The sequence below is a fragment of the Cognaticolwellia aestuarii genome (genome assembly GCF_002000025.1).
Lineage (GTDB): Bacteria > Pseudomonadota > Gammaproteobacteria > Enterobacterales > Alteromonadaceae > Cognaticolwellia > Cognaticolwellia aestuarii.
Genome location: NZ_MUZV01000015.1, coordinates 38,425 through 64,024, shown reverse-complemented (window position 1 = coordinate 64,024; position 25,600 = coordinate 38,425). Strand labels below are relative to the sequence as shown.

Sequence of the window (25,600 nt, the reverse complement as noted above, 5' to 3'; positions counted from 1 at the left end):
CATAAATTTATGTGGGCTTTTTTTTTCCTAAAATTTATTCAAACTCATTTATAGTTATATAGGCCGTGACGCGCTAAGAATAGTAGTTAATAGTCTTTCAATATGCTTATAGTTAATCTCATATCATTTAACTATCGCTGCTAACTGAAGTTATCGATAGCAACATACTGTCGAATAACTCTTCTTTTACTAACACAGTTAGACCCGTAACTTCGAAAATTTCTTATTGGCTAAGTTTTTTGATTTTAACTTACGCTTATCAGATATGAATTTAACTTATGCTCAAGCTGTTATTGAAGTCGTTTGACATGAGTTTAACTGTTTTGATGTGTAAAACCGGCATTAAGCACAGATAGATGTATTTTAGAATATTAAGCTAACTATAATTAAGCTAGCTTATTGCAGATTACATCAAACCTTATGAAATGGAGGCATTGCGGCTTTCTGTTAAGGGGACTTGTTACTTGTCAGGAAAGTCTAAGCCAAAATGTAAATAAGCACGGTTGGTGGCAATTCGCCCTCTTGGTGTTCGTTGTAAGAAACCTTGTTGGATCAAAAATGGCTCTAGAACATCTTCAATGGTTTCACGTTCTTCGCCAATCGCGGCCGCAACATTATCTAAACCTACTGGACCACCAGCAAATTTATCAATAATTGCTTCAAGAAGCTTTCGATCCATTAAATCGAAGCCTTCATTGTCTACTTCTAGCATATCTAAAGCACTTGCTGCGGTTGACTGGCTCACAATGCCGTTAGTTTTTACATCAGCGTAATCCCTTACTCGCCGAAGTAAGCGATTAGCTATACGCGGCGTACCACGCGAGCGCCTTGCAACTTCTAGTGCCCCAGCCTGATCAATATCTAAGTTTAGAAAGTGGGCTGAACGCATAGCGATTTCGGTTAATTCTTTGGTGTTATAAAACTCAAGCCGTTGCACTATGCCAAAACGATCACGCAATGGTGAGGTTAATGCGCCAGCACGTGTAGTAGCGCCGATCAAAGTGAAAGCAGGCAAATCAAGTTTGATTGAGCGGGCTGCAGGGCCCTCTCCTATCATAATATCAAGTTGATAATCTTCCATGGCTGGATAGAGAATTTCTTCCACCACTGGACTAAGACGATGAATTTCATCAATGAACAGAACATCATTTTCTTCTAGATTTGTTAGCAAGGCTGCTAAATCACCGGCTTTCTCTAGTACCGGTCCAGAAGTAGTGCGAATATTAACCCCCATCTCATTCGCAACAATATTAGCCAAAGTGGTTTTACCTAAACCTGGAGGACCAAAAATTAATAGGTGATCAAGTGGCTCTTGCCTTTTTAAGGCAGCTGCAATGAAAATTTCCATTTGCGATTTAACATGCTCTTGACCGGTATAATCGGACAGCATTTTAGGTCTAATAGCTCTATCAACCGTTTCATCTTCTAGACTAGCTATAGGCTCAATTAATCGATCTGCTTCTATCATGCATTACTCTTCGGAAACTTTATATTATTGGGTTTTGAACTGCTGCTCTAACTATATAGCGAATATCATTTTACCCGTGATATTAATAAAACGCTTTATAGCATGGCTTTTAATGCATTACGAATTAAGTCTTCGCTGCTTTTATCGCTTGTAAATACTGACTTCACTGCTTTATCAGCTTGCTGCTGGCTATAACCTAAAGATACCAGTGCATTAATAGCATCGCCTTTAGCATCGCTGACAAAGTTGCTGGTTTGTTTGACATCACTTGGCATCATATGGGCAAGTGCGTCAGTGCTATCTGTCTGCCAGTCTTTTAATCGATCACGCATTTCAATCAGTAATCGTTCGGCCGTTTTCTTACCAACACCAGGTATTTTCACTATCGTGCTCAAGTCATCATGTACAACACAGCTCACAAATTGATCAGCTGACATACCAGATAAAATAGCTAGCGCTAATTTAGGACCAACGCCATTCACTTTGATAAGTAGACGAAACAATTTACGCTCAACTTTATTAGCAAAGCCATAAAGTAATTGTGCATCTTCACGGACAACAAAGTGTGTATATAATGTTGCTTGTTGATTTAGTTCCGGTAAGGCATAAATACTGGTCATTGGCATGGTAACTTCATAACCAACACCATGACATTCAATTAAAATTTCAGGAGACATTTTTTCTATTAATGTGCCACGTAAACGTCCGATCACTGTTTTGCCTTTTTACTTGATATTCTACATGGTGACACAATACCACTAGATATTTATACAGTAAAGTTTAAGCATTAAAATAATATCTAAATCTAAACAATATTGTTCTAACGTAAACGCCCGCGTACTGTTTTACTAACCTGGCCAGACAATTTACTGAGCGAGTCGTAACTATGAGCATGACAAAGTGCTACTGCAAGCGCATCTGCAGCATCTGCTTGTGGCGTGCCTGGCAATTTTAAAATAGTTTTAACCATATGTTGAACTTGGGCTTTATCTGCCGCCCCCGTGCCAACAACAGATTGTTTTATCTGTCTTGCAGAATATTCTGCAATACTCAACCCTGTATTGGTTGCAGCAACAATAGCTGCACCTCTGGCCTGACCAAGTTTTAACGCGCCTCCAGGGTTAACCCCCATAAACACTTGCTCGATAGCAAACATATCAGGCTGAAATTGCAAAATAAGCTCACTAACACCGGCAAAAATAGTTTGTAACCTAGGCGCTAATTCATTGCCTGCTGCTATCGCTTTAATACAACCGCTACCAAGATAAATAAAATTTCGACCGCTTTTTTTAATAACACCGTAACCCGTTAATCGTGATCCCGGATCTATTCCTAAAATAATGCTCACTGATAAGCGCCCTAATAGTCAGCCAAATAGCTTTACTATGATCATGCTAGTGAAAAAAAACGCACTAATAAAGCAAAATAGCTTAAGTTAGTGCGTTTTAATAACAAAATAGCAAGTATTAATGCTATTTAAAGAAACTATGCTGCTGGTGTGTCAGCATCAGTTTCTTGTTCAAGTTCTTTTTCTAAACGAGCAATACCTAGCTCAGCTAACTGTGCAGGGTTTGCATGACCTGGCGCATTCGTTAATGGACATGCTGCGGTAGTCGTTTTCGGGAATGCCATCACATCACGAATCGAGCTAGCCCCAGTCATTAGCATCACTAAGCGGTCTAAACCAAACGCTAAACCGGCATGTGGTGGCGCACCATACTGTAACGCTTCGAGTAAGAAGCCAAATTTTTCTTGCGCTTCTTCATCACTAATACCTAGAATTCTAAAAACTGCAGCTTGCATATCTTGGTTATGAATACGTACAGAGCCGCCACCTAATTCACAGCCATTTAATACCATATCATAAGCATCAGATAATGCGCCAACAGGGTTAGCTTCGAGCTCTTCTGCTGTTAAGTTAGTTGGTGCAGTAAACGGGTGATGAATAGCATGCATACCGCCATCCACTTCTTCAAACATTGGGAAGTCTACTACCCAAAGTGGTTTCCACTCACCTTGCAATAGTTCAAGATCTTCACCAATTTTAAGTCGTAAAGCGCCTAGTGCTTCAGTCACAATATTGTAGCTATCTGAACCAAAGAAAATAATATCGCCAGTTTTTGCGTTAGTGCGCTCTAATAGTGCATTAACCGATTCTTCAGTTAAAAACTTAAGTATAGGTGATTGTAATCCTTCGAGGCCGGCATCAAGGTCATTCACTTTTAGCCACGGCATACCTTTAGCGCCATAAATACCAACAAATTTGGTTAGTTCATCTATACCTTTACGAGAAAACTTAGCGGCACCTTGTGGTACACAAATAACGGCTACGCGACCTTTTTCATCGTTAGCTGGGCCTGAGAATACTTTAAATTCAACATCTTTTAAAATATCAGCAACATCAACGATTTCCAACGGGTTACGTAAATCTGGTTTATCAGAGCCAAAGCGCGTCATAGCTTCAGAATAAGGCATGCGAGGAAACTCGCCTAAATCTACATTCAATAGCTTTTGAAATAATTCACGGATCATTGTTTCAGTAACTTGCATTACTTGATCTGAACTCATGAATGAAGTTTCAATATCGATTTGAGTAAACTCGGGTTGACGATCTGCACGTAAATCTTCATCGCGAAAACATTTAACGATTTGATAATAGCGCTCCATACCTGACATCATCAATAATTGTTTAAACAATTGTGGTGATTGTGGCAAAGCAAAAAACTGCCCTTTATGGGTACGGCTTGGTACTAAATAATCACGAGCCCCCTCAGGTGTAGCAGCTGTTAATATCGGGGTTTCAATATCTAAAAAGCCTTGTGTTTCAAGCGACTCTCTCACAGCAGAAGTTACTTTCGCACGAAAACGCATACGCTCTGTCATTTCAGGACGACGTAAATCAAGGTAGCGGTATTTTAAGCGTTGCTCTTCTGAGTTTTTCTGATTCGGGTCTAAAGGTAATGGGGCTGATTTATTTAAAATCGTTAGCTCTAAGCCAAGTACCTCAATACCACCTGTTGCCATATCTTTATTAACTTGGCCTTCAGGGCGGGCTCTTACTTTACCTTTGATTTGAACACAAAACTCATTACGTAGCGTATTAGCTTTTTTCAACACTTCTTGTAAATCAGGATCGTAAACAACTTGCACAATACCTTCACGATCGCGTAAATCTAAAAAGATAACCGCGCCTAAGTCACGACGTTTGTTAACCCAACCACATAAAGTTACTTCTTGGCCAATGTGAGATTCATTAACCTCACCACAATAAAGACTACGCATGTATATACCTTGAAAATTCGAATAAGCTATTAATAAGTTACAGACATGCACCATTACAGGCGACTTAATTCTATAACTTGTTACGATAAAATTTTGCCGACATTATAAAGCAATATAAAGCAAAGTCACCCGACATTGCCTTATATTACAACTAAGAGGAATAATTATACCACTCCATCTAGGGAAGTGACGATTTAGCGCTAAAAGAGCAATTGCTAGCGAGATGAAATTTAACTTACCTGATGGCACCGTTTTTACGATTAAACATATAGTGATTTTTACCTGCGGCTTTGACCTCATACATTAATGAGTCAGCCACTTTTAATAAATCATTATCTGATTCGCCATCCTCTGGATACATGGCGATACCAATACTACAACCGATATTGGCGGTAACATCTGAGGATAAGTGAATCGGCTGCTGGATAAGTTTTAACACTTTATCTGCGACATATGCTGCTTCATTTTGACTATGTAACCCCGTTAACAGCAGTACAAATTCATCGCCACCAAAACGTACTACCGTATCAGACTCACGAACACAGCCTTTTAAACGAGAGGCGACTTCAATTAATAATTCATCGCCAACATCATGGCCATAGTTATCATTAATATTTTTAAAGCCATCAAGATCGATAAAAAGTACAGAGATAAGTAATTTTTGTCGGCGATGAAAAGTGATCGCCGTATTAAGCCGGTCTTTTAATAAAACACGATTAGCAAGCCCCGTTAGGTCATCATGTGTTGCCATATATTTCATTTGTTTTTCTAGTTTTCTACGGCTTTTAATTTCAAGGTATAACCGACGATTCCAGACCATAATGATAATAATAATAATGACAATGAGTACACCTACTTGAGCAGCAACTCGTAATACTACATTTTTATCTAAGCCAGTCTCAATGCTGATATCAAACCACTTTTCATATATCCGCTGGCTTTCAACATCAGAGATAGTTACTACCGATTTATTGAGTATGGTCGCTAAAACTGGCAGCGATTGATTAATCGCTAGGTGGTTGCCACTTCGATCGACTTCATCAAGCACTGACATACCTAAACTGACTAAACTTTCTTTTTTAAGTAATTCAGTACCAGATGATAAGCTATCAATGAAACCGTCGACCATGCCCTTTTGAACAGCTAGTAAGCCTTCTTCACTGTTATCAACTAACCGTAAAGTGATTGATGGAAACTTCTTTCTAATCACTGAAACTAAATAATAACCTTTGGTTATCGCTAAGGCTTCGCCCTGAAAATTTTCTAATTTTAGTTGTTTGCCTAGCTCCCTCGGATGTACAATTACCCATGGCATACTCCAATACGATTCCGTAAAGAGAACTTCTTTTTTACGCTCTTCTGTTGCCATGACACTGCCAATTACGTCAATCTCACCGTCTAGCAATGCTTGATATAATTCTTCAAACTTATCATAAACAACATAATCAATTTTGAGGTTCAAACGTTGAGTAATTAACTGGAAAAGATCGGGGTTCGTCCCCTTAAACTCACCATATTTATCTACAAACTCTATCGGAGCCCAGTTTTTCGTAATACCAAATTTCACTCTAGGATGATCTTTAACCCACGAAAACTCTTGTTCAGTTAATTCCAGCATAGATAACTGGCGCTTAAAAAAGCCCGAAGAATTATCTAAATTCCATTTTTTTTCAAGCGCAATTAAATCTGCTAGTGGTATCTCCTTAAAGCCATCGGATATCAACTGCTTTAATTCAACATTAGCGTTATTTAATACCGCATGAACATCGTGTTTGAACTGATACCCTGGAAAGTGAATATAAGACGACTGCAATTGGTTTTGCAGTAAGTGGTGCTCAATAACATCACTTTCACCAGCAATAATATCAAGCTCGCCAAGTGCTACCGCCGCAAATAATGATTTATAGTCATCAAAATAAATAATATTGGCATTATCAACATGTTTGTTAATATCTTTAACAAGCTCTGGTGATGATACTAGGCCAATATTTTTATCCTTAATTTCAGAAATATGGGATATTTTATCCATATCGTTTGCCATAAATAAGCTGTTATTAATGCTATAAATAATCGGCCCTAGGCTAGCATGGTCTTTATGACTTAAACTGGCGATGTGAATATCAACAGTATTTTGGTTTACTTGCTGCAACTGATGAGAGTCCGCAACAATAAACTCGACTTCTAACCCACTATATTTAGCCCACATTTGCCATAGTTCGATAAAGAAACCTTGCGCATTTCCTGCAGCTGAGGTATCTGAAAAAGGCATCTGATTATTAGCATATGACAAAACAATAACGTTATCTGACTTATCTACTCCTAGCCATTTTATTTCTAATGCCGACTTTTCCTCTACTGATATTTTATCCAAACCTTGCTGAATAAAGCTCAATAATTTCGTGCTGCCTTTTGTGACCGCCGTACCATAATCATCAGTGTGATAAGAAATTCTTGCAAATGCAGGATATTTTTTATTAAGCAAATCATGAGCAGAGAAGTTTTTTGATAGTTTTTCTACCCCTGCAAAAATTAATACTTCATTATTGATTGCGGCATTATATAAAGCATGACGATCAGAGAACTTTCTTAGCGTTAAGCGAGGGTATTTCTTTTTTAATGATTCTTCATGACTCGATCCAGCAACCACACCTACAGTGTATGGCGCTAGCTGTGCGATATCTCTAATATGAGCAATTGAGCGATGCAAAAAAAGATGTCTACTTTGACGAAAAAAGGCTGAACTAAAATCGAACATTTCAGCTCTATAGGTATTTTGCGATAAACCAGCATGAATATCGACCCGACCATCTTGCACTTGCTCAAGGGTTTCTTGCCAGTTCAGTGCTACAAATTCAACCTTAGCGCCTTGCTTTTCTGCCCATAATTGCCAAAGTTCCACCATCATGCCATCTGGTTTATTGTCTTTGTTAATAAAATGATAAGGGTAAGACGTTTTATTAATAGCAACACGATAAGTTTTGGTTATATCCTGTGCAGAAACTGGCATAGCCAACAACATGTATATCAGGACTAGGCTTGTTATTAATTGCTTGAAAGATCTTAAAACCAAGTTAAATTCTCATTATTTTTTATTTTGCCAATAAAGCGCTGAAGTAAAATAGTAAAGACAGACAACGAAAAGCATAAAAATACATTATCTACGCGTTGTAATGTTTATCGTTGAAAATTTCAGGTAAAATACCCTTTTATATAACCTAAACGTTAGTATAGTTTCGACATCATGCAAGAATCAGACACCGATTTAATTTTTTCTAATAAACAAAGTAAAATCAAAGACTTTGCATTTGATGCTCAAGTCGTTGAAGTATTTCCCGATATGATCAGCCGCTCAGTGCCTGGTTATAATACTATTATCGATACCATAGGTCGACTAAGTCAACGCTATGTCACCGATAATAGCCAAGTTTATGATCTGGGTTGTTCTCTAGGCGCTGCAACACTGGCCATGCGCAAAGCTATTACAGCAAAAAATTGTAAGATCATCGGCATTGACAGCTCTCATGCTATGGTGGAACGCTGTAAAATGCACGTCAGTGCTTTTAAAGGTGATACGCCAGTAGAGATAATAGAGGATAATATTCTCAATATTGAAATTGAAAATGCCTCTATGGTAGTGCTCAATTTCACTTTACAGTTCATTGCACCAGAGCAACGTCAGCAACTATTAACTAAGATAGCTAAAGGCCTTAAACCTGGAGGCTTATTACTATTATCAGAAAAAATTGCTCACCCAGATACTATATGTAATGAACTTCTTGTTGATTTACACCATGACTTTAAGCGAGCAAACGGTTATAGCGAACTAGAAATAGCTCAAAAACGTACAGCACTTGAAAATGTTATGCGTACCGACAATTTAGATACCCACTTAAACCGTTTAAAGCTTGCTGGCTTTAAACATAATGCACCATGGTTTCAGTGTTTTAACTTCTTTTCTCTTATTGCCATTAAATAAATAGACTTTATATCCTTATGATTTCATTTAATAAGTTTTACCAAAAAATAGCGGGCAATCGTTTAAGTCACTGGCTTGATAGCTTGCCTGCACAACTCAGTCAATGGCAAGAACATCATTTACATGGCGAATTTGCGCAATGGCAAAAAACTATTGCGGCATTACCTAAAACATCACCTTCAAGTGTTGATATTAGTACTACCGTTCGTGCCGGTGAACGCGATGACATCAACGATGGAGAATATAAACGCATAGAAAATTTGCTAAAAAAGTTTAAGCCTTGGCGTAAGGGTCCATACCATATACACGGTCTACACATTGATACTGAATGGCGCTCAGACTTTAAATGGGATCGCCTAGCACCGCATATTAGTGATTTATCAAATCGTTATGTACTCGATATCGGCTGTGGTAGTGGATACCATTTATGGCGTATGCGCGGTGCTGGAGCAAAATTTGTTGTTGGTATTGACCCCACTCAATTGTTCTTAACACAATTTCAAGCTGTGCAACACTTTGTACAAGACGACAACGTTAATTTACTGCCCTTGGGTGTTGAGCAACTTCCTGAGTTAAATGCCTTTGATACTGTGTTTGCAATGGGGGTTTTATATCATCGTCGCTCACCTATCGACTTTATTTATCAGTTAAAATCGCAGTTAGCTGTTGGTGGTGAATTAGTCCTTGAAACCTTAGTGGTTGATGGCGATGAAAACACCGTACTTGTGCCTGGTGAACGCTACGCTAAAATGCGTAATGTTTGGTTCCTACCGAGCTGCGATGCTATGTGTGCTTGGCTTGAACGTTGTGGTTTTAAAAATATTCGCGTGGTTAATACTGACATCACAGCTTTGGATGAACAACGAAAAACGGATTGGATAGATACAGAATCATTACAAGACTTTCTTGACCCAGAGGATAACAGCAAAACAATTGAGGGTTACCCTGCCCCCAAACGCGCAATATTTATTGCCAATAAATAAAAATCACCGCGGATAAAAATACTAGCCGCTATTGATAATCAATAGCGGTTCAGCACAGCATCACTTCCCCAAGCTTTCTACCTAAATAAATCAATAACACGGATAAAAAACAACGGAAAAATCGTTTTCAGAGAATTAACATAATATATTTACATAACGCCCCTAATACCGTTATCTTTATCTATGTGTTTATTATGTTTCAATAATTACGCAATTCTAGTGATGTATTATGATCAGTTCACAATGAAAGTAGGGGTAATATGGATAATCAATGGCTAGCAAGACGATTAGAGCGAGTAGCACAACGACATCAAGATCATCGCAGCCCATTTCAGCGGGATAGAGCTAGAATATTACACTCGGCAGCATTTCGACGTTTACAATCAAAAACCCAGGTAATGGGCAGCGGCCAAAGTGACTTTCATCGCACTCGCTTAACCCATTCTCTAGAAGCATCGCAAATCGGCAGTGGTATTATTGCGCAAATTCGTAGCAAATATCCCAAGCAAAGTGCCCTTCTACTGCCTAATGACGATAGTTTGATTGAGTCATTATGCCTAGCACATGATATTGGTCATCCGCCCTTCGGACACGGTGGAGAAGTTGCTCTGCACTATATGATGCGAAATCACGGTGGCTTTGAAGGAAATGGTCAAACATTTCGTATTGTGTCGCATTTAGAGCCTTTTAGTGAGCACTTTGGTATGAATCTCACACGTAGAACCTTGCTCGGTCTTATAAAATACCCACAAACCTTAGATAATCTACAACATAATGATGCGCAAACACTACCCGCATCTTTTCGCCAACTAGAAGCTAATAAATGGCATCCGCCAAAAGGTTTATACCTAGATGATATAGAAATGATTAATTGGGTACTAGCTCCCTTAAGCCAAGAAGATAGGACCAAGTTTCAACAGATTACAGTTAACAATAAGAAGCACAGCAAAACACAATTTAAATCTTTAGATTGCTCAATGATGGAGCTAGCAGATGATATTGCCTACGGCATTCATGACTTAGAAGACGCTATTGTTACTGGCGTGGTTAATCAGCAAGACTTTCATGAACATGTGATTAAAAAGCTCTTAACGATTGATGATGAATGGTTGCATCATTATAGCCAAAGCTTAGCTGAAAAATTGTTTAGCTCGCAACGATATCAACAGAAAGAGGCTATTGGTGGTTTAGTAAACTACTTGATAACAGCAGTCGAATTAATTGATCTTAATGAAAGCAAAGCCTGTGCCTTTCAAGCGCCATTATTACGATTCAATGCTGTACATCCAACCGTTGCAGCACAAGTATTACAAATATTTAAAGATTTTGTTTATCAATATGTTATTAAGCAAACATCTATTCAGCAATTGGAATATCGTGGTCAACAAATAGTCATGGAATTATTTGAGGCTTTGTCGTCAGATCCCGAGCGTTTATTACCTAAAACAACAGTAGCTCGTTGGCAACATGCTAAAAACAATAATGTAAATCAACATCGTGTTATTGCCGATTATGTCGCAGGCATGACTGATGAATATGCAACTAGGCTTTATCAAACCCTATTCTTACCTATTGGGCAAACAGGGTTTGGTAAACATGATTACTAAGCTAGCAAGGTTATTTTCATCATTTTTGTAGCTTAATTAATATCGGGCTATTAACGCTGTTGATTTTTATGCTCTTTCACGATGTTGCTTGCATTCAAAGCGGATAAAGCCTCAAGGATTAACATTAAGCGCTGAGCAAGCTATTTTTTACAAATCAATAATGAGCGATTAACTACACCAATAAGCCTTAGTCAGGCAAAACTGAGCATATTGATAATAAACTGTGCGGCAAATTTTATAAAAATTGACTAAAGTGATTATAAACATTGCATTATATTAGCTTCTTCGTATATCCGAAATTCAGGTTAAGTAGCATTGCTGGCTAAAGTAACTTAATCTGATCAGAAGGGATTATATATTCGATTAAAATAATCGCTACCGGCCTTGCTAGCACCAAACTCTGTACCTATAGTGAAGACAGTAATTAAAGACCTCAAGGTGCTATGCAAAAAATATTCTGCAAAATAATGAAGTTGTTGCTACATTTTTAAAGATCACTTTAGCATTTCAACAGATGACTGATAAGTTCACCGCAATATAGACGGATAAACAACAATTAGTTACCGTCACTTATCAATACTATAATACAACTCATGGCTTGATAACTTATGACAAAAGAGCATTTAATCACTTGGGATACTGCGTTTGAAGTGGGTATAGCTAGTATTGATGATCAACATAGAGTATTAGTCGATTATATTAATGATATAGCTTATGCCATAGAGTGTGAGCCCATAAAAACAGAGATATCCGAGTTATTTACTAAGTTCTACGATTACACTAAATTTCATTTCAAAACAGAAGAAGCCTACTTTTTTACATTGAACGAGAACGACTGTTTATTACATCAGCTCCAGCATAAGCACTTTATTGAAGAACTCGATAGCATCATAGCTTTAAATGAAACCCAAACCTGCTCGCAAGAGTCCCTTTACTTATTAGCTGACTGGCTGCTTAGCCATATTCAAGAAGAGGATCTAAAGTTTTTACAGCAACATAAGTCTTAGGTCCCTAAAAAATCTAGTCTGCAGTTATAAGGCTAGAACAATTAACTACCTTTAGAACTAAATATTCTCGTTGGCAATTTTTTGATAAATAGCACAAACAGCTCCCGCTGGGTCTTTAATTAAGGCATATTTATCATTGCCCATGGTTTTAAGTGCCGATACTAAACTGCCACCGCTCTTCTCTACAGCCTTAATTGACACCGTAATGTCATCAACTAAAAAGTAAGGTAACCAAGCGGGCGGAAGGTCTTTATTTACACCTTTAGCATGGCAAACACCTGCAACAGCTTCATTACCACTCGGCTCAAGCATGGCATAATCATCATAATCGCCCATAGAAATATTATCAGCTTTCCAACCTATCACCTGCTGATAAAATGACTTTACTGTTTCAGCATTCTCAACAGATAAATCAAGCCATGCCATCGTACCAATTTTATTATCATGCATTTTTAGCTCTCCATTTTTTGCTTCGGATTTCTTGGATAAAACTTATCCGGCAAGCTGCTTATATGTTCAAAAAAACGTGTATCTTTATAGGGTAGTTTCATAAAGCCAGAAATACCAAAGCCGCTTATGGTAGGCAGTAACGCTAGTATTTCAGTTAAACACTGTTTAAATTCTGCTTCTTTGTCATGGTTTAACAGCATTAAATAACTATGAATTTTCAAATGTTGTGGTAATACTTCAAAAATAATACACCCCGTATGATGAATTTGGTTTAAACGTGCTAACACCGCCATAATTTCATCTGGTAAATATAAATACTCATCGGGATCTTTACCATCCTCAAAATATGAATGCAGCCGAGTAATATCATCAATAACAGCAACATCACTGACATCATAATGTATGACTTGACTGGGTAAAGCTCGAAACGGCTCATCTTCATTATCACGCTCAACATGCAAAGTATTGCGGGCATTAAACAAGCAACTTTTAAAAACCCCGACTCTAAATATGCCTTGAGCCAGCCTTACCATATTATTTACCGCACTTTGAAATGACGTTTTTAACTCAGGATCAAAAAGTGACAAGTTTGAATCAATATAAACACCATCTTTTTCCCAACGCACGGCTAAACCACCAACAACAGGAAAGTTAGCTAAACGACCAACGGCCGCAATGAAAGCTTTTTCCGTATCGCCCATGCCCATTAAAAAATTTTTAAAGTACTTCTCAAGTTGCATGTCATCAATATCACTTAACTGGTCTTTATCAGATGACTCACGCAAAAAGGACTTTCGTGAACCGTAAACCACGGTATCCATATCTTTTTGATAGTTTTTACACCAAATAGGTACTAAAGGCTTAATATCAACCGGCAGTGGCGGATCAGCCATAACGGTATTTTTTAGCAGCGCTAAATGCTTAAAAAAATAATCTCCCGCCTTATTACGCGTCTGCCGGTCTTTACTGAGCATACCAGATAATATTTGAGCAAGTAATTTAGGTAACCCCAAAGAGGAAGGTGTGATGACTGCACTACCATAACGACACGACTGACCTGAAGCTAACGCATATAATGTGGCAGCCAGTCCTTGTTCATCAAAACGTGGAGATGACATTTCACCACTAATTTGTTCATGGCCAATAAAGTACACATCGCCCAATCGAGCATTACTGTTTTGTAAATCGCTGCTCATCAGGTCCATAATATTATTCGCGGTCGTTTGCCCACGAACATCAAGTTGTGCAGGAACTGCAGAGCCCCAATCAACAAGGTAAACTTTCTCTGTTTCACTATCAAAAACCACGTTGGATGGTTTTATATCACCATGCACATAAGGCTTGCCCTTATAATGTTGTTTACTGTCTCGTAAATAAAGCAAGATTTCAGCTAACTGAATGGCTATTTTTACCACTAACTCACTGGGCAACGGGCCGCGCTGAAAAGACAGTTTTTCAAGATCTATGCCCGGAGCACGCTGCATGTGAACAATGGATTGACGCTTAACTTTATAGTATTCAAAAACCTTAGGAATACGACTATGCGTTAATTTTTTTTGTAAATCAGCTTCTTCAGCAAGACGGTCTTGTACATGTAAAGGTAAGTTAATACGTGAAAATTTAAAAACATGAGACTGTCCTTGCTCGTCTTCACCACCAAATACAAAGCCATAAGCCCCTTTACCTATCAAAGCAATATTTTGAAAGCCCAATAACAACAATTGCTGCTGACAAAGTTCAACCCATTGCTTTAATTTGGTCGCATCTTTACTGTTTAACAAGTAAATCGACTGCTCTTCAGCGATATAAAAATGTTGAAGTTTATTTTCTGCCACTCACGTCCCTTAACTACAATCTACAAAACTCAACTAAATTATCATTGATCTTTGCTTTAAATGATATGACTTATTGGCGTAGAACTTTAACAGCCAAAAGAAATATCTTAATACGAGTCGACAGCAGAATCATGCAATTACCTTGTCATATTTCCCTCATAATTCAGTAACAGCTTCGTCATAAAGATGCCGTATGCTAATTAACGTTAACAAATACCTCCCCAAGTGTCTTTGTTGAGTCTCTCTACTATATTCGTTATGCGAGTATATTTACTTTAGCGAATTGCTGATGCCCCTTATCATTTATTGTTAATTGATAAGGGGCTTTTTTAACGCTAGCGCCTTTCTCACTACCACTGACTCTCAAATCGATATTTTGACTTACATGTGCTTACTCTGCTTGCCTCTAAACCTAGGTTTTCACTCAGTAAGGCTATCTCTGGAGCTAATAACTTGATCGTTTGAACATAAAAAAGCCTGCATGATGCAGGCTTTAAAATGGTAATAATATTGCTCAATACTCAAGATTAAAACATAAAGTTTACGCCATATGCACTAGCATATTACTTGGCTCTTCAAGGAATGATTTCCATAAATTACAAAAACGAGCAATAGTGCCACCGTCAATCGTACGATGGTCGCCAGACCAACTAACCTGCATAATTGAACGCGCTTCAACTTCGCCTTTGTCGTTAAAACGAGGCAGTTTTTGGAGCTTACCTAACGCAACAATAGCAGACTCTGGCTTGTTGATAATAGGTGTTGCCACCGTACCGCCAATGGCACCTATATTTGAGATGGTAATCGTACCACCTTTTAAATCTGCAGCTGGTACACGACCTGAGCGTGCATCATTGGTTAAACGTGTAATATCAGCCGCTAAGTCTAAAATAGATTTAGTTTGTACTTGCTTAACATTTGGTACTAACAAGCCCACTTTTGAATCAACAGCCATGCCAATGTTATGGTCGTCAAAGTAGGTCAACTCGGTACAGTCTTCATTGACTTGCGTATTAACTAATGGGAATTGCTTTAACGCTAAAGACATCGCTTTCATAAAGAACGGCATCATGGTTAATTTAATATCTTGCTTAGCGTAAACTTCTTTAAGCTCGCCACGCAATTTAATTAAATTAGTCATATCGATTTCTTCACAATAGGTAAAATGTGGAATAGTCGATACAGAATTAACCATAGCTTTTGCCATTACCGCTTTAATACCGCGAATTGGCTCAACACGTGTATTACCAGTAACTGTTTCCGTAGCAACCGCAACGGCTGTAGAAACAGCAGGTGCTTCATTAAAAGCAACCACGTCTTCTTTATAAACACGGCCTTTTTTCCCGCTACCGGGCACCTGGTGAATATTCACATTCAGTTCACGAGCAACACGGCGTACCGCAGGGCTTGCTATGGCTTTCTCATTAACAACCTTAGCTACTGCCGTGTTAGTTGGAGCTACGGGCGCTTTAGTGGCAGCAGGTTTAGCCGTAGCTGCTTGAGCTACAGGTACTTTAGGGGCTTCAGCAACAGCAGTCGCAACCGCTTGTCCCGTTGCCGCAATTTCCACGGCAAATAAAGGCGAATGTACCTTGGCAATTTCACCTTTGGCATAATAAAGCTTCACAACCTTACCTTTATGCATGGCTGGAATTTGTACTAAGGCTTTATCCGTCATGACATCAGCAATAGGTTGATCTTCTTCAATCACATCGCCTTCTGCTACTAGCCATTCAACTAACTCACACTCAACAATACCTTCGCCAATATCAGGTAAAATAAAATCTTCTATTTGTGTTGTTGAAGCCGTTACAGTACTTTCTACCGCAGGCTCTGCAACTGGTGCTTGTACAACGTTTTCTGCTGCATCTGGTACACTTTCGCCGGCAGGTGTCATGGCAAATAAAGGCTGATGAACTTTAGCAATTTCACCTTTGGCATAATAAAGCTTATCTACAACACCTGAATGCATTGCTGGAATTTGTACTAAAGCTTTATCTGTCATCACATCAGCAACAGGCTGATCTTCTGCAATCACATCGCCTTCTGCTACTAGCCATTCAACCAGTTCACATTCAACGATACCTTCACCAATATCTGGTAATATAAAATCAATGCTCATGCTCTAAAATCCTAGTAAGTCATACTGTTTTTAATTGCTTCATAGATCTTCAAGTGATCCGCAACATATTCTTTTTCAAGTGCTAATGGGTATGGTGTATCCATGCCACATACACGAGCAATTGGCGCTTCTAAGTGCAAGAAACATTCTTGTTGAATAGTTGCTGCAATTTCACTAGCAAAACCCGCGGTCAAAGGTGCTTCTTGACTCACCACAAAGCGGCCTGTTTTCATCACAGAGTTTGCTACCGTTTCAATATCCCAAGGCAAAATAGTACGTAAATCGATAATTTCACATGAAATACCATCGGCAGAGGCTAGCTCAGCGGCTTTCTCAACGATTTCCATTTGTGCGCCCCAAGCTAATAACGTGATATCGCTACCTTGTTGCACAACTTCAGCTTTACCTAACGGTAATTGATAATCTTCTTCAGGAACTTCGCCCACTGATGCACGATACAAACGTTTTGGCTCGAAAAAAATCACTGGGTTATCATCACGAATTGACGCCAATAACAAGCCTTTCGCTTGATAAGGGTTACGTGGCACAACTAACTTTAAACCTGGGGTATGCGCAAAGTAAGCTTCTGGTGATTGGCTATGATATAAACCACCAGCAATACCGCCGCCGTATGGCGTACGAATCGTTAATTTACCAACATCAAATTCATTGCCGCTACGGTAACGGAATTTAGCTGACTCATTTACAATTTGGTCAAAGGCAGGAAAAATATAATCGGCAAATTGGATTTCAGCAATCGGTGTACTGCCTTGAGCAGCCAAGCCATTGGCAAAACCAATAACTCCTTGTTCAACTAAAGGTGTATTAAAACAACGGTTTTTACCGTACTTCTCTTGTAAACCACTAGTCGCGCGGAATACGCCACCAAAGTGGCCGACATCTTCACCAAAACAAACTGCACGATCATTCTCGGCCATTACCGTATCAAGCGCATTATTGATCGCTTGTAATAAGTTCATTTGTGCCATTACTTAATTCTCCCAGCAGTAAATGGATAAGCATCGGGATATTTCTTAATATGTTCTTTTAATTGTTCAAATTGACTTTGCAACAACGGTGGTGCTTGGTCATAAACATCGGTTATTAAGTCTTCAACCGGTGGTTTATCAATTTTTTCTGAAACTTTAACCGCCGCTAAAACATCATCACGTAGTTTTTCAAACAATGCTGTTTCTTGAGCTTCGTCCCACCAACCTTGTGCTAACATCCAGTTTTTCATACGAAGAATAGGGTCATGTTCTTGCCATTTCGCTTCTTCTTCACGCGTACGGTAGCCTGAAGGATCATCAGACGTTGAGTGAGCACCTAAGCGATAAGACATTGCTTCAATCAGCACCGGCTTACCTTCTTTAACTGCATATTCACGGGCTAATTGCACAGCAGCAATAACCGCTAAAATATCGTTACCGTCAATACGTAGCGTTTTCATGCCGTAACCAACACCACGAGAGGCAATTCCGTTACCAACATACTGTTCATCTGATGGTGTAGAAATAGCGTAGCCATTATTACGACAGAAGAAAATAACCGGTGATTGATGAACTGCAGCCATATTTAAACCGGCATGAAAATCACCTTCAGACGCAGCACCTTCACCAAAATAACAAATAGTTACGGCGTCTAACCCTTGCATTTTTTGCCCGTAAGCATAACCTGCAGCTTGCGGAATTTGTGTACCTAACGGCGATGAGATCGTCATATAATTTAATTCGTTACTACCGTAATGAATTGGCATTTGACGACCTTTACCTAAATCTTTTTCATTACTGAACATTTGGTTCATAAAGTTTTCAAGGCTAAAGCCACGAAACATTAATGCGCCCTGTTCACGGTACTGTGCCATGATCATATCTTGATCTTTTAGACCCGCAGCACCACCAACGCTAGCGGCCTCTTCACCGAGTGCTGCCATATAGAAACTGATACGACCTTGGCGTTGTGCCGCCACCATACGCTCATCTAAAACACGATGAAATGCGAGAGTTTTATAGGTTTTGGTGGCAAGTGCTTGATCAATTTCCGGCATGGTAGCATTTTCATAAATGCTACCATCTTGTTTCAATATTTTAAGGATTGGAATTTCAACTGAATGACCATCAATAAAAGCTGGTTGATGTACTACCGGGCTTTCGCTATATATGTCAGTGTTCATAGCCTTCTCTTTTTTATTAACCTTGAATGACAAGGTGACATTAATATTCACTCACTATTAACCATTGAAAGTATAGAAGCTTTCGAGGCAAGTTGAATATTTATGTCGTTGTTATGAATTGTTGGTTGTAATAATCGCAAGCACTTTACCTTTACGTAAACTGAAAAACAAGTTTAGTGAGAAAAGTTAACGCTTTTATTTGGCTAAACGCGAGCATAATTCTTTACAGTAATATCAGTAATCAAAGCCCGGAGCCACTGCTTAATTATGCACTGTGCCTACCGCTGTAAATAATAACTAAGTATCTAAGTCACTTATACTTGCCTGATAGAAAACTGTATTCACATAAACTAAACACCTTATTACCTGAGGTTTAAGTCCATTTAAGCTCATGTGAGTGCTTCCAGATACAACACCAGTCGATTTTTGCCTAACATGCCAGCCTTTAAGCAAGTGTTGTTGGTGTTACGGTTAACATTGCACGTTGTCCAATGGCAACATTGGCATTAGGAAAAATAATAGCCTCACCATCTTGCTGAGTTTTTATTTCATTATCACCATCTATCGCTAGCACATGATCTTTTGGAAAATCAGTGAAGTTTTCAACATCATCTGCAAAGGTTAACGCAAAGTTTTCATGGTGGCGATCAATCACCTGCGAAATTTCATACAGGTTAAAATCTTCAGCTTGGTATGGTGCTAACGGTAAGTCTTGACCTGAAACAAACTTGATTAATGTTTCGCGAACCTGAGTAAATTGACTCATGTCATTCTCACCAAATGGTCGCACTTTGCCTAATTCGACAGTAAATGCATCCGCGCCAAATTCATTTGATGAAAAATAGCTAAAGGTTGTAGTGGGTGAATGCGACAACAAAATAGTACTCACACCACAGGCATTTAGAAATTGCAGTTGGCTCTTCTTGCGTGGTGCACCGTGTAGAAAAGGATAAACAGCAAATTTATCGCATTTAGAACCGCGAATTGCGGTATGTAAATCATAATGACTACGCTGACGTTGGCCACCATTTGCGCTAGGTAATTTACTACCCGCGTCAAAGAAAGCTCTAACCGTATTTTCCAATAACAGAGCACGATGACGCTCTTTATTAATTAAGCCAGGTCCTTGCCCTTGATCTTGTGAATGTCCGCCAGAAAACAAGCGGTTCATATTTTCCTCAACAAAACGCTGTGCAATATTCATTGATGCCGGATTACCGAAAATAAATAACACTCGCTCAGCCAGTGGCAATTCACCACGAATTAGCTGCCCAATAATATCATTACAAATTTCAATCGGTGCTGTTTCATTACCATGGACAGCACTCGATAACACGATATCATGATTACTTGCACGATTTAGCGGTTCAAAAGTAATTAATCCAGTTTCTAATACCGATACTTTGCTTTTGGTTCCAGAGGCTTGATGACTAACATCGAAACTAAAAGCACCGCCAGGCAATGACCATTCATTAGCTCGCGTAATTGATAGGAAGTCACCACTTTGTTGTAAAGTAGATGCGAAGGCACTTGCTGAATGGGCCGGGTTTATTACATTGGATAAGTCACTCACGCGGGTTTCACCTGTTATATTGTCGAACATAAAGTCTAATTTACTATGAGGCCGAACATCAAACTGACACAGCACTCATTAATGATTGCGCGCTATTATACAAGATTTACTTGTTAAGGTCTTTGCGATAGCAAGTTTGCTAGAGAATCGAGAAAAACAATGTGCTCAAACACTACTCTCCCAGTCGTATCATTGTTAATAAAAGCGACGCTTTGAAAGTTACACATAATAAAATAATGAGCAACTCCTCACTAACTATACTCAAGCCTTGTTATGTTCTTCGTTATGCTCTTTGATAAGTACTCTACAAAATTAGCTTAAATAACGAGAAGCGTTTAGTCCATCAACATTAATATCGGGTTGATTATCAGAAACGATATCAGCGAGCAACTTTCCTGAGCCACAAGCCATAGTCCAGCCTAATGTGCCGTGGCCGGTATTGGTGTATAAATTGCTAATGTTTGTTTTGCCAATAATCGGTGTGCCATCGGGAGTCATTGGCCTAAGGCCAGTCCAAAATTCCGCTTTTTTTATATCACCAGCTTGCGGAAATAAGTCCTGCGCGACCATGGCAATTGTTGCTTGCCTTCTTGATGGCAGGGCTAAATTAAATCCTGACAACTCAGCTGTACCAGCGACTCGGATGCGATCATCAAAACGGGTAAGTGCCACCTTATAGCTCTCATCCATTACTGTTGAAACGGGTGAACACTCGGCATTTGTCATTGGAATAGTCAGCGAATAGCCTTTCACGGGATATACCGGTAAGCGAATTCCAAACGGCTTTAATAGCGCAGCTGAATAGCAACCTAATGCTACTACATAGGCATCGGCGCTGAATGTACCTATAGAGGTGTCAACAGCCGTTATTTTTTCATTATCAGTAAGCAAGCGATTTATCTGCACATTAAAGTTAAATTCGACACCAGCTGCTTTGGCCATTTCAGTCAGTTGCTGACAAAACTGATAGCAATCTCCTGTTTCATCATCGGGTAAGTGTAAGCCCGCAACGATTTTATTTTTCACTATCGCTAAACCAGGCTCTTTTTCAATACATTCTTCAACATTTAATAATTTAAAGCGTGTTTTGCTAGCAGATAGCACTCGCAGGTCTTTTTCAATACTGTCAACTTGCGACTGCTGTCTAAAAACTTGCAAAGTACCTTTTTGTCGCCCTTCATAAGCTATAGAGTGTTTTTGCCGCAGTTCACGTAAGCATTGACGACTATAGTTTGCCACTTTTAGCATTCTACTTTTATTAATCTGATAATTTTTTTCGGTGCAATTTTTTAGCATCTGCATGGTCCAAAGGTACAACTCTGGCGACATACCTGGCTTAATAACAAGTGGCGAATGTTTTTGAGCTAGCCACTTAATAGCTTTTAAAGGTATGCCCGGGGCTGCCCAAGGTGATGAGTAACCATAAGAAATTTGCCCTGCATTGGCAAAACTCGTTTCTTCACCACTGTGTGCTTGCCTGTCAATAACTCTAACCTGATGACCTGCTTGTGCTAAATACCAAGCAGACGTCAAGCCAACAACACCTGCTCCTAAAACCAAAACTTTCATACGTGTTCTTGCGCTATCCAATAAAAATATGACTGCACAATGCAAAAAGAACGTGTATTTATCAAACGATATTTATTAACATCTGTGTTTAGTTATTTTAAAGGCTGAACTCTACATGGCATTAAAAGGTAATATTTTATCTGGGTTAGTCACTTTTGAGGTGGCAGCTCGACTTGGTAGCTTTACTAAAACCGCCATGCGGTTACATATCACGACTGGTGCTATCAGCCAGCAAATAAATTTATTAGAAAATCAGCTCTCAATAAAACTGTTTGAAAGACATTCCAGAGGTATCAATTTAACTGACGATGGTCGAAAACTCTATCAAGCCGTCAAACGCAATTTTGCAGATATAGAAAATACCCTTGATGATATAAAGCAAGGACAATCGCTTGATGGCGAAATTAAACTTAAGCTCACCCCGTCTTTTGCTTATAAATGGCTAATCCCTCGCCTTCAGAAATTTTATAATCTATACCCTAACATTAGCATACAAACCTATGCTGAAGGTGCGTTAGTTGACTATCAAGACAGAAGCTTTGATCTAGCAATAGATTACGGACAAAGCCCTTATGTCAATCAAGGTGCCAAATTACTGCTAAATGAGCAATTTATTCCAGTAATGAGTCCAAGCTATTTTGAGCGCTTCAATTGGCAAGACAATTCTGTAACACAACAAAAAAAACTATGGCAGTCAGTAACTTTGTTACATGATGCGATGCCATGGCGACATGCAAAAAGACATGCTGAATGGCATTACTGGTTTGATCAAATGAAAATAAAAGCTGACAGTAACCAAGGGCACTTTTTTAATCGTACCGACATGGCAATGGCTGCTGCAGAAGCCGGATTAGGTGTTGCTTTAGCGCGATATGCTTTAGTAGCAGAAGACTTCAAGCAAGGACGGCTGATGTCGCCATTTCAAGCCATAGAGGCAAATACCGGTTATTACATTATTCAGCATCGAACATCTGCGGTGATCCAATGCTTTAAATCTTGGTTATTAGCTGAAAGCGCTAGCGTTGAATAGCCGTCCTTGGTTTAACCTTTAACCTGAACTAAGGCTAATATATATCAAAATATTGTTTAGAGCGTATATGCAACAACTTCATTACTCTAAAAAACAAGGGTATATTTTATTATCAATGTTATTCGTTTTGTGAATTAACACTGGCCCCGTAAAAAATAACGTTGAGACATTTTACTTAACCTGAGCTCTGGATAATAAGTGCATGATATTCAGATGAATCAAAAGCTTAGGTGACAAAGTAAATGCTATAGCAAGCTGAACATCACTAATAGATATCAATGTTTCACTTTATGCTATTTCCAAGGCAAAACGTTTATCAATAGCAGCTATTTATCGACGTTTTAACGCAGATAATGGGTTAGAAGGGAGGATTGAGCAAGTGCTGCTTATCCAGAGTTCAGGTTACTTGTACTGAGTTCAGGTGCTTTAACTCTAAATGCACAATAACCTTGCTATACCTGAGGCATATTAATTAACTTAACTAGCTTGACGTAACCTGAACTGAAGTTAGTTTACAAAAACAAGTAGTAAAATAAAAATACTTACAACAAGAGTTGTATAGCAAAAGGTACGTTTGAAGTATTTACCTTTAGGCTGTGGACTAAACAAGGCAACAATTGCCGCTAAAATCACCCCAGCAACTACGGCGACAATCACACTATAAGTAAAGATAAAAATGTATTCCACTGAGACACCCACTGTAAAATTAACAAGCTAAACTAAGGCTTAAAGGTTTAAAGGTTTAAAGTTTAGTTGTATATCGCTATTAGCTTAATCTTGCTCGGCAGAGTAACCGATCACTTGATTGGCAATCGAATATGAAAAGCCTTTGGCGATCAAATGCCGTAATGCTTTTTGCTTTAATTTCAACTCTTCAATCGGCCCTTCGCCAAATTTTCTTACTTTTAAAGTTAGTGCTTTTTCAAAATAGTCTTCATCGGTTGTTGCTAAAGCACTAATACATTCATTAATTGTTGGTGAGGTAAACCCCTTTGTATAGAGCTTTTCTTTAATTTTATTAACCCCAATATTTTTTTCTGCAAAACTAGCTGTTAAACGTTGTGCATAACGAAGATCATTCACTATATCACGCTCAATAAGATAGGCTAACGCAGGCTCATTAAATTGGGTATCGTCTTTGAATAATAAATTAGCCTTTTGTAGCAAGGTTTTTGCCGAATAATCGCCATATCGCTCAATCATCCATAACATATAAGATTTAACGCGATCATAAGAAATAACTTGTGGCTTGGCATCTTGCTTTTTTTTGTACATCTTAATATTAAACCTTATTTCTCAATATCCACTTATTTGCAGATGAACTCAACCTAACAGCAAAGCGCTGCATTATAAAGCTATGAAGTTCAACATCAGAATTTCAGCTTGAAGTATCATAGCTATAACATAGCATAAAGTGATTAAAACCAGCGATTAAAATACAGCTACTCTAGCAATAACAGCACGTGTTAATTACTGTTGCTAGGTATTCTTCGAACGGGGTGAGCTAATAATAACTTGACTCTCTTCAAGTACACATTCATTAAATGCACGCTTATTTAGTTCCGTGAGGTGAGAGAACAAAAAGTCATTAACGTTTTAGTTTAATGAGTCACGCTATTATTTATTTTTTTAAGCCCTCTTTCAAAAGCTTTGATAATATTATCGGTATCTCTGGACTTGCTAAAGGCAATATAAATATCACTAATGTGATTTATAGCCCCCTGCTTAATCGTCGAGCTTGGTAAGTTTGATTTTTGAAGAGAATATGCCGCGACTTCATCAAACATTATCGCCATATCTATTCGGTTTGATTGCAACATTTCAATTATTTGACTTTGTTTGGTCAATCTAACTTCATTAAAGCGTTGCCGGTGTTTCTCATAATCATCACCATATTCGTAACCAATTATTAGTCCGATGATCATATCATCAGGAATTTCGGCTAACGTTTGATAGTTTAATAAAGAGTTGGGAGGATAATAAAAGGAAGCGCTTGCCTTTAAGAAAGGATTGTCATGAAAATTAAATTGCTTAATCGTGCTAATTTGCTTAGTAACATTAAAAGCACCATCTAATGTGCCATCTTTAGTCATTTTCAATGCTCTAGCATAAGGTAGCACAACAAACTCAACCTCAAGATCAACCGCATTAAAAGCTTTGGTAATGATATCTTTAGATATGCCGTTACCGTCCGAGTCCGAGTATGGTGGCCAACTGTTTTCTACGCCCAACAAAATTCTCTCTTTAGCAAATAGCTCTGCGGTAAAGAGAAAGAATAAAGCGATGATAATAACAGTAACTTTCATAATTGTGTGCGGTTAAGCGTTAAGTGATATAAAACAAAAGATAACAACAAGCAGAATGGTTAAATGTTAGCTTTATATTTTAGCCTCATATATTAGTTAACAATAAATTAACATTTAACTTTGTTAGCATCAACTTTGTTAGCATCAATATAATCCATTAAATTAATGACGCTAGCATAAGCAATAAATAGCGGCTTTTAAGTTAACAGCAGAAACATA

At 38.5% G+C, this 25,600-nt stretch carries 20 protein-coding genes; 5 read left to right on the top strand and 15 right to left on the bottom strand.

Features of this window, described 5'->3' with window-relative positions; all coding sequences use genetic code 11:
• Nucleotides 1–460 precede the first annotated feature (460 nt).
• The 5 genes from ruvB to B0169_RS17505 all read right to left on the bottom strand — a co-directional run bounded on the left by ruvB (nt 461) and on the right by B0169_RS17505 (nt 7,757).
• Nucleotides 461–1,468: a Holliday junction branch migration DNA helicase RuvB gene (ruvB, locus tag B0169_RS17525; RefSeq protein ID WP_077288207.1), complete on the bottom strand. Its 1,008-nt coding sequence runs from the start codon at nt 1,466–1,468 to the stop codon at nt 461–463.
• 95 nt (nt 1,469–1,563) lie between these two features.
• On the bottom strand, nt 1,564–2,181 hold the full coding sequence (gene ruvA / locus B0169_RS17520) for a Holliday junction branch migration protein RuvA (RefSeq protein ID WP_077288206.1): 618 nt from the start codon (nt 2,179–2,181) through the stop codon (nt 1,564–1,566).
• A 107-nt stretch (nt 2,182–2,288) separates the two neighbouring features.
• Nucleotides 2,289–2,816, bottom strand: a complete 528-nt coding sequence (ruvC, locus tag B0169_RS17515; RefSeq protein ID WP_077288205.1) for a crossover junction endodeoxyribonuclease RuvC — start codon at nt 2,814–2,816, stop codon at nt 2,289–2,291.
• 137 nt (nt 2,817–2,953) lie between these two features.
• The gene (gene aspS / locus B0169_RS17510; protein ID WP_077288204.1) at nt 2,954–4,750 is read right to left on the bottom strand and encodes an aspartate--tRNA ligase; all 1,797 of its coding nucleotides are present in this window, start codon (nt 4,748–4,750) and stop codon (nt 2,954–2,956) included.
• A gap of 235 nt (nt 4,751–4,985) precedes the next feature.
• Nucleotides 4,986–7,757: a transporter substrate-binding domain-containing protein gene (locus tag B0169_RS17505; RefSeq protein ID WP_158077117.1), complete on the bottom strand. Its 2,772-nt coding sequence runs from the start codon at nt 7,755–7,757 to the stop codon at nt 4,986–4,988.
• Between the two features lie 234 nt (nt 7,758–7,991).
• Here B0169_RS17505 and cmoA point away from each other — a divergent pair, with 234 nt between their 5' ends.
• From cmoA to B0169_RS17485, 4 genes are all read left to right on the top strand, one after another.
• Nucleotides 7,992–8,726, top strand: a complete 735-nt coding sequence (gene cmoA / locus B0169_RS17500) for a carboxy-S-adenosyl-L-methionine synthase CmoA (protein WP_077288202.1) — start codon at nt 7,992–7,994, stop codon at nt 8,724–8,726.
• Between the two features lie 17 nt (nt 8,727–8,743).
• A complete protein-coding gene (cmoB, locus tag B0169_RS17495) occupies nt 8,744–9,709 on the top strand; it encodes a tRNA 5-methoxyuridine(34)/uridine 5-oxyacetic acid(34) synthase CmoB (protein WP_077288201.1) in 966 nt (321 codons plus the stop codon).
• A 260-nt stretch (nt 9,710–9,969) separates the two neighbouring features.
• Nucleotides 9,970–11,316, top strand: coding sequence for an anti-phage deoxyguanosine triphosphatase (locus B0169_RS17490; protein WP_077288200.1), 1,347 nt, complete (start codon nt 9,970–9,972; stop codon nt 11,314–11,316).
• Between the two features lie 608 nt (nt 11,317–11,924).
• A complete protein-coding gene (locus B0169_RS17485) occupies nt 11,925–12,323 on the top strand; it encodes a bacteriohemerythrin (RefSeq protein WP_077288199.1) in 399 nt (132 codons plus the stop codon).
• A 57-nt stretch (nt 12,324–12,380) separates the two neighbouring features.
• On the opposite strand, the gene B0169_RS17480 is transcribed toward B0169_RS17485, so the two are convergent.
• The 7 genes from B0169_RS17480 to B0169_RS17450 all read right to left on the bottom strand — a co-directional run bounded on the left by B0169_RS17480 (nt 12,381) and on the right by B0169_RS17450 (nt 22,045).
• Entirely contained in the window at nt 12,381–12,773 is a 393-nt protein-coding gene (locus B0169_RS17480; protein ID WP_077288198.1) for a VOC family protein, read from the bottom strand.
• Nucleotides 12,774–12,775: 2 nt separating this feature from the next.
• Nucleotides 12,776–14,608, bottom strand: coding sequence for a protein kinase domain-containing protein (locus tag B0169_RS17475; protein WP_077288197.1), 1,833 nt, complete (start codon nt 14,606–14,608; stop codon nt 12,776–12,778).
• Nucleotides 14,609–15,149: 541 nt separating this feature from the next.
• Entirely contained in the window at nt 15,150–16,730 is a 1,581-nt protein-coding gene (locus B0169_RS17470) for a dihydrolipoyllysine-residue acetyltransferase (RefSeq protein ID WP_077288196.1), read from the bottom strand.
• An 11-nt stretch (nt 16,731–16,741) separates the two neighbouring features.
• Nucleotides 16,742–17,719 (bottom strand): alpha-ketoacid dehydrogenase subunit beta, encoded by a 978-nt coding sequence (locus B0169_RS17465; RefSeq protein WP_077288195.1) that lies wholly within the window; start codon nt 17,717–17,719, stop codon nt 16,742–16,744.
• Complete coding sequence (locus tag B0169_RS17460; RefSeq protein ID WP_077288194.1) at nt 17,719–18,903, bottom strand: thiamine pyrophosphate-dependent dehydrogenase E1 component subunit alpha; 1,185 nt, start codon at nt 18,901–18,903, stop codon at nt 17,719–17,721. The genes B0169_RS17465 and B0169_RS17460 overlap by 1 nt, the downstream gene beginning before the upstream one ends.
• A 445-nt stretch (nt 18,904–19,348) precedes the next feature.
• Entirely contained in the window at nt 19,349–20,476 is a 1,128-nt protein-coding gene (astE, locus tag B0169_RS17455; protein ID WP_235838624.1) for a succinylglutamate desuccinylase, read from the bottom strand.
• A 312-nt stretch (nt 20,477–20,788) separates the two neighbouring features.
• Complete coding sequence (locus tag B0169_RS17450; protein ID WP_077288192.1) at nt 20,789–22,045, bottom strand: D-amino acid dehydrogenase; 1,257 nt, start codon at nt 22,043–22,045, stop codon at nt 20,789–20,791.
• Nucleotides 22,046–22,160: 115 nt separating this feature from the next.
• Here B0169_RS17450 and B0169_RS17445 point away from each other — a divergent pair, with 115 nt between their 5' ends.
• Nucleotides 22,161–23,075 (top strand): LysR substrate-binding domain-containing protein, encoded by a 915-nt coding sequence (locus B0169_RS17445; protein WP_077288191.1) that lies wholly within the window; start codon nt 22,161–22,163, stop codon nt 23,073–23,075.
• Between the two features lie 507 nt (nt 23,076–23,582).
• On the opposite strand, the gene B0169_RS17440 is transcribed toward B0169_RS17445, so the two are convergent.
• The 3 genes from B0169_RS17440 to B0169_RS17430 form a co-directional block, all read right to left on the bottom strand.
• Nucleotides 23,583–23,762, bottom strand: coding sequence for a hypothetical protein (locus B0169_RS17440; protein ID WP_077288190.1), 180 nt, complete (start codon nt 23,760–23,762; stop codon nt 23,583–23,585).
• Between the two features lie 84 nt (nt 23,763–23,846).
• Nucleotides 23,847–24,350: a regulatory protein RecX gene (locus tag B0169_RS17435; protein ID WP_077288189.1), complete on the bottom strand. Its 504-nt coding sequence runs from the start codon at nt 24,348–24,350 to the stop codon at nt 23,847–23,849.
• 326 nt (nt 24,351–24,676) lie between these two features.
• The gene (locus B0169_RS17430; protein WP_077288188.1) at nt 24,677–25,381 is read right to left on the bottom strand and encodes a substrate-binding periplasmic protein; all 705 of its coding nucleotides are present in this window, start codon (nt 25,379–25,381) and stop codon (nt 24,677–24,679) included.
• Between the last annotated feature and the right edge of the window lie 219 nt (nt 25,382–25,600).

What these genes read in the sequence shown, in the direction of transcription:
- ruvB (WP_077288207.1), bottom strand. Translation starts at nt 1,468, where the DNA reads ATGATAGAAGCAGATCGATTAATTGAGCCTATAGCTAGTCTAGAAGAT.
- aspS (WP_077288204.1), bottom strand. Translation starts at nt 4,750, where the DNA reads ATGCGTAGTCTTTATTGTGGTGAGGTTAATGAATCTCACATTGGCCAA.
- B0169_RS17505 (WP_158077117.1), bottom strand. Translation starts at nt 7,757, where the DNA reads ATGCCAGTTTCTGCACAGGATATAACCAAAACTTATCGTGTTGCTATT.
- cmoA (WP_077288202.1), top strand. Translation starts at nt 7,992, where the DNA reads ATGCAAGAATCAGACACCGATTTAATTTTTTCTAATAAACAAAGTAAA.
- cmoB (WP_077288201.1), top strand. Translation starts at nt 8,744, where the DNA reads ATGATTTCATTTAATAAGTTTTACCAAAAAATAGCGGGCAATCGTTTA.
- B0169_RS17490 (WP_077288200.1), top strand. Translation starts at nt 9,970, where the DNA reads ATGGATAATCAATGGCTAGCAAGACGATTAGAGCGAGTAGCACAACGA.
- B0169_RS17485 (WP_077288199.1), top strand. Translation starts at nt 11,925, where the DNA reads ATGACAAAAGAGCATTTAATCACTTGGGATACTGCGTTTGAAGTGGGT.
- B0169_RS17480 (WP_077288198.1), bottom strand. Translation starts at nt 12,773, where the DNA reads ATGCATGATAATAAAATTGGTACGATGGCATGGCTTGATTTATCTGTT.
- B0169_RS17470 (WP_077288196.1), bottom strand. Translation starts at nt 16,730, where the DNA reads ATGAGCATTGATTTTATATTACCAGATATTGGTGAAGGTATCGTTGAA.
- B0169_RS17465 (WP_077288195.1), bottom strand. Translation starts at nt 17,719, where the DNA reads ATGGCACAAATGAACTTATTACAAGCGATCAATAATGCGCTTGATACG.
- B0169_RS17460 (WP_077288194.1), bottom strand. Translation starts at nt 18,903, where the DNA reads ATGAACACTGACATATATAGCGAAAGCCCGGTAGTACATCAACCAGCT.
- B0169_RS17450 (WP_077288192.1), bottom strand. Translation starts at nt 22,045, where the DNA reads ATGAAAGTTTTGGTTTTAGGAGCAGGTGTTGTTGGCTTGACGTCTGCT.
- B0169_RS17445 (WP_077288191.1), top strand. Translation starts at nt 22,161, where the DNA reads ATGGCATTAAAAGGTAATATTTTATCTGGGTTAGTCACTTTTGAGGTG.
- B0169_RS17435 (WP_077288189.1), bottom strand. Translation starts at nt 24,350, where the DNA reads ATGTACAAAAAAAAGCAAGATGCCAAGCCACAAGTTATTTCTTATGAT.
- B0169_RS17430 (WP_077288188.1), bottom strand. Translation starts at nt 25,381, where the DNA reads ATGAAAGTTACTGTTATTATCATCGCTTTATTCTTTCTCTTTACCGCA.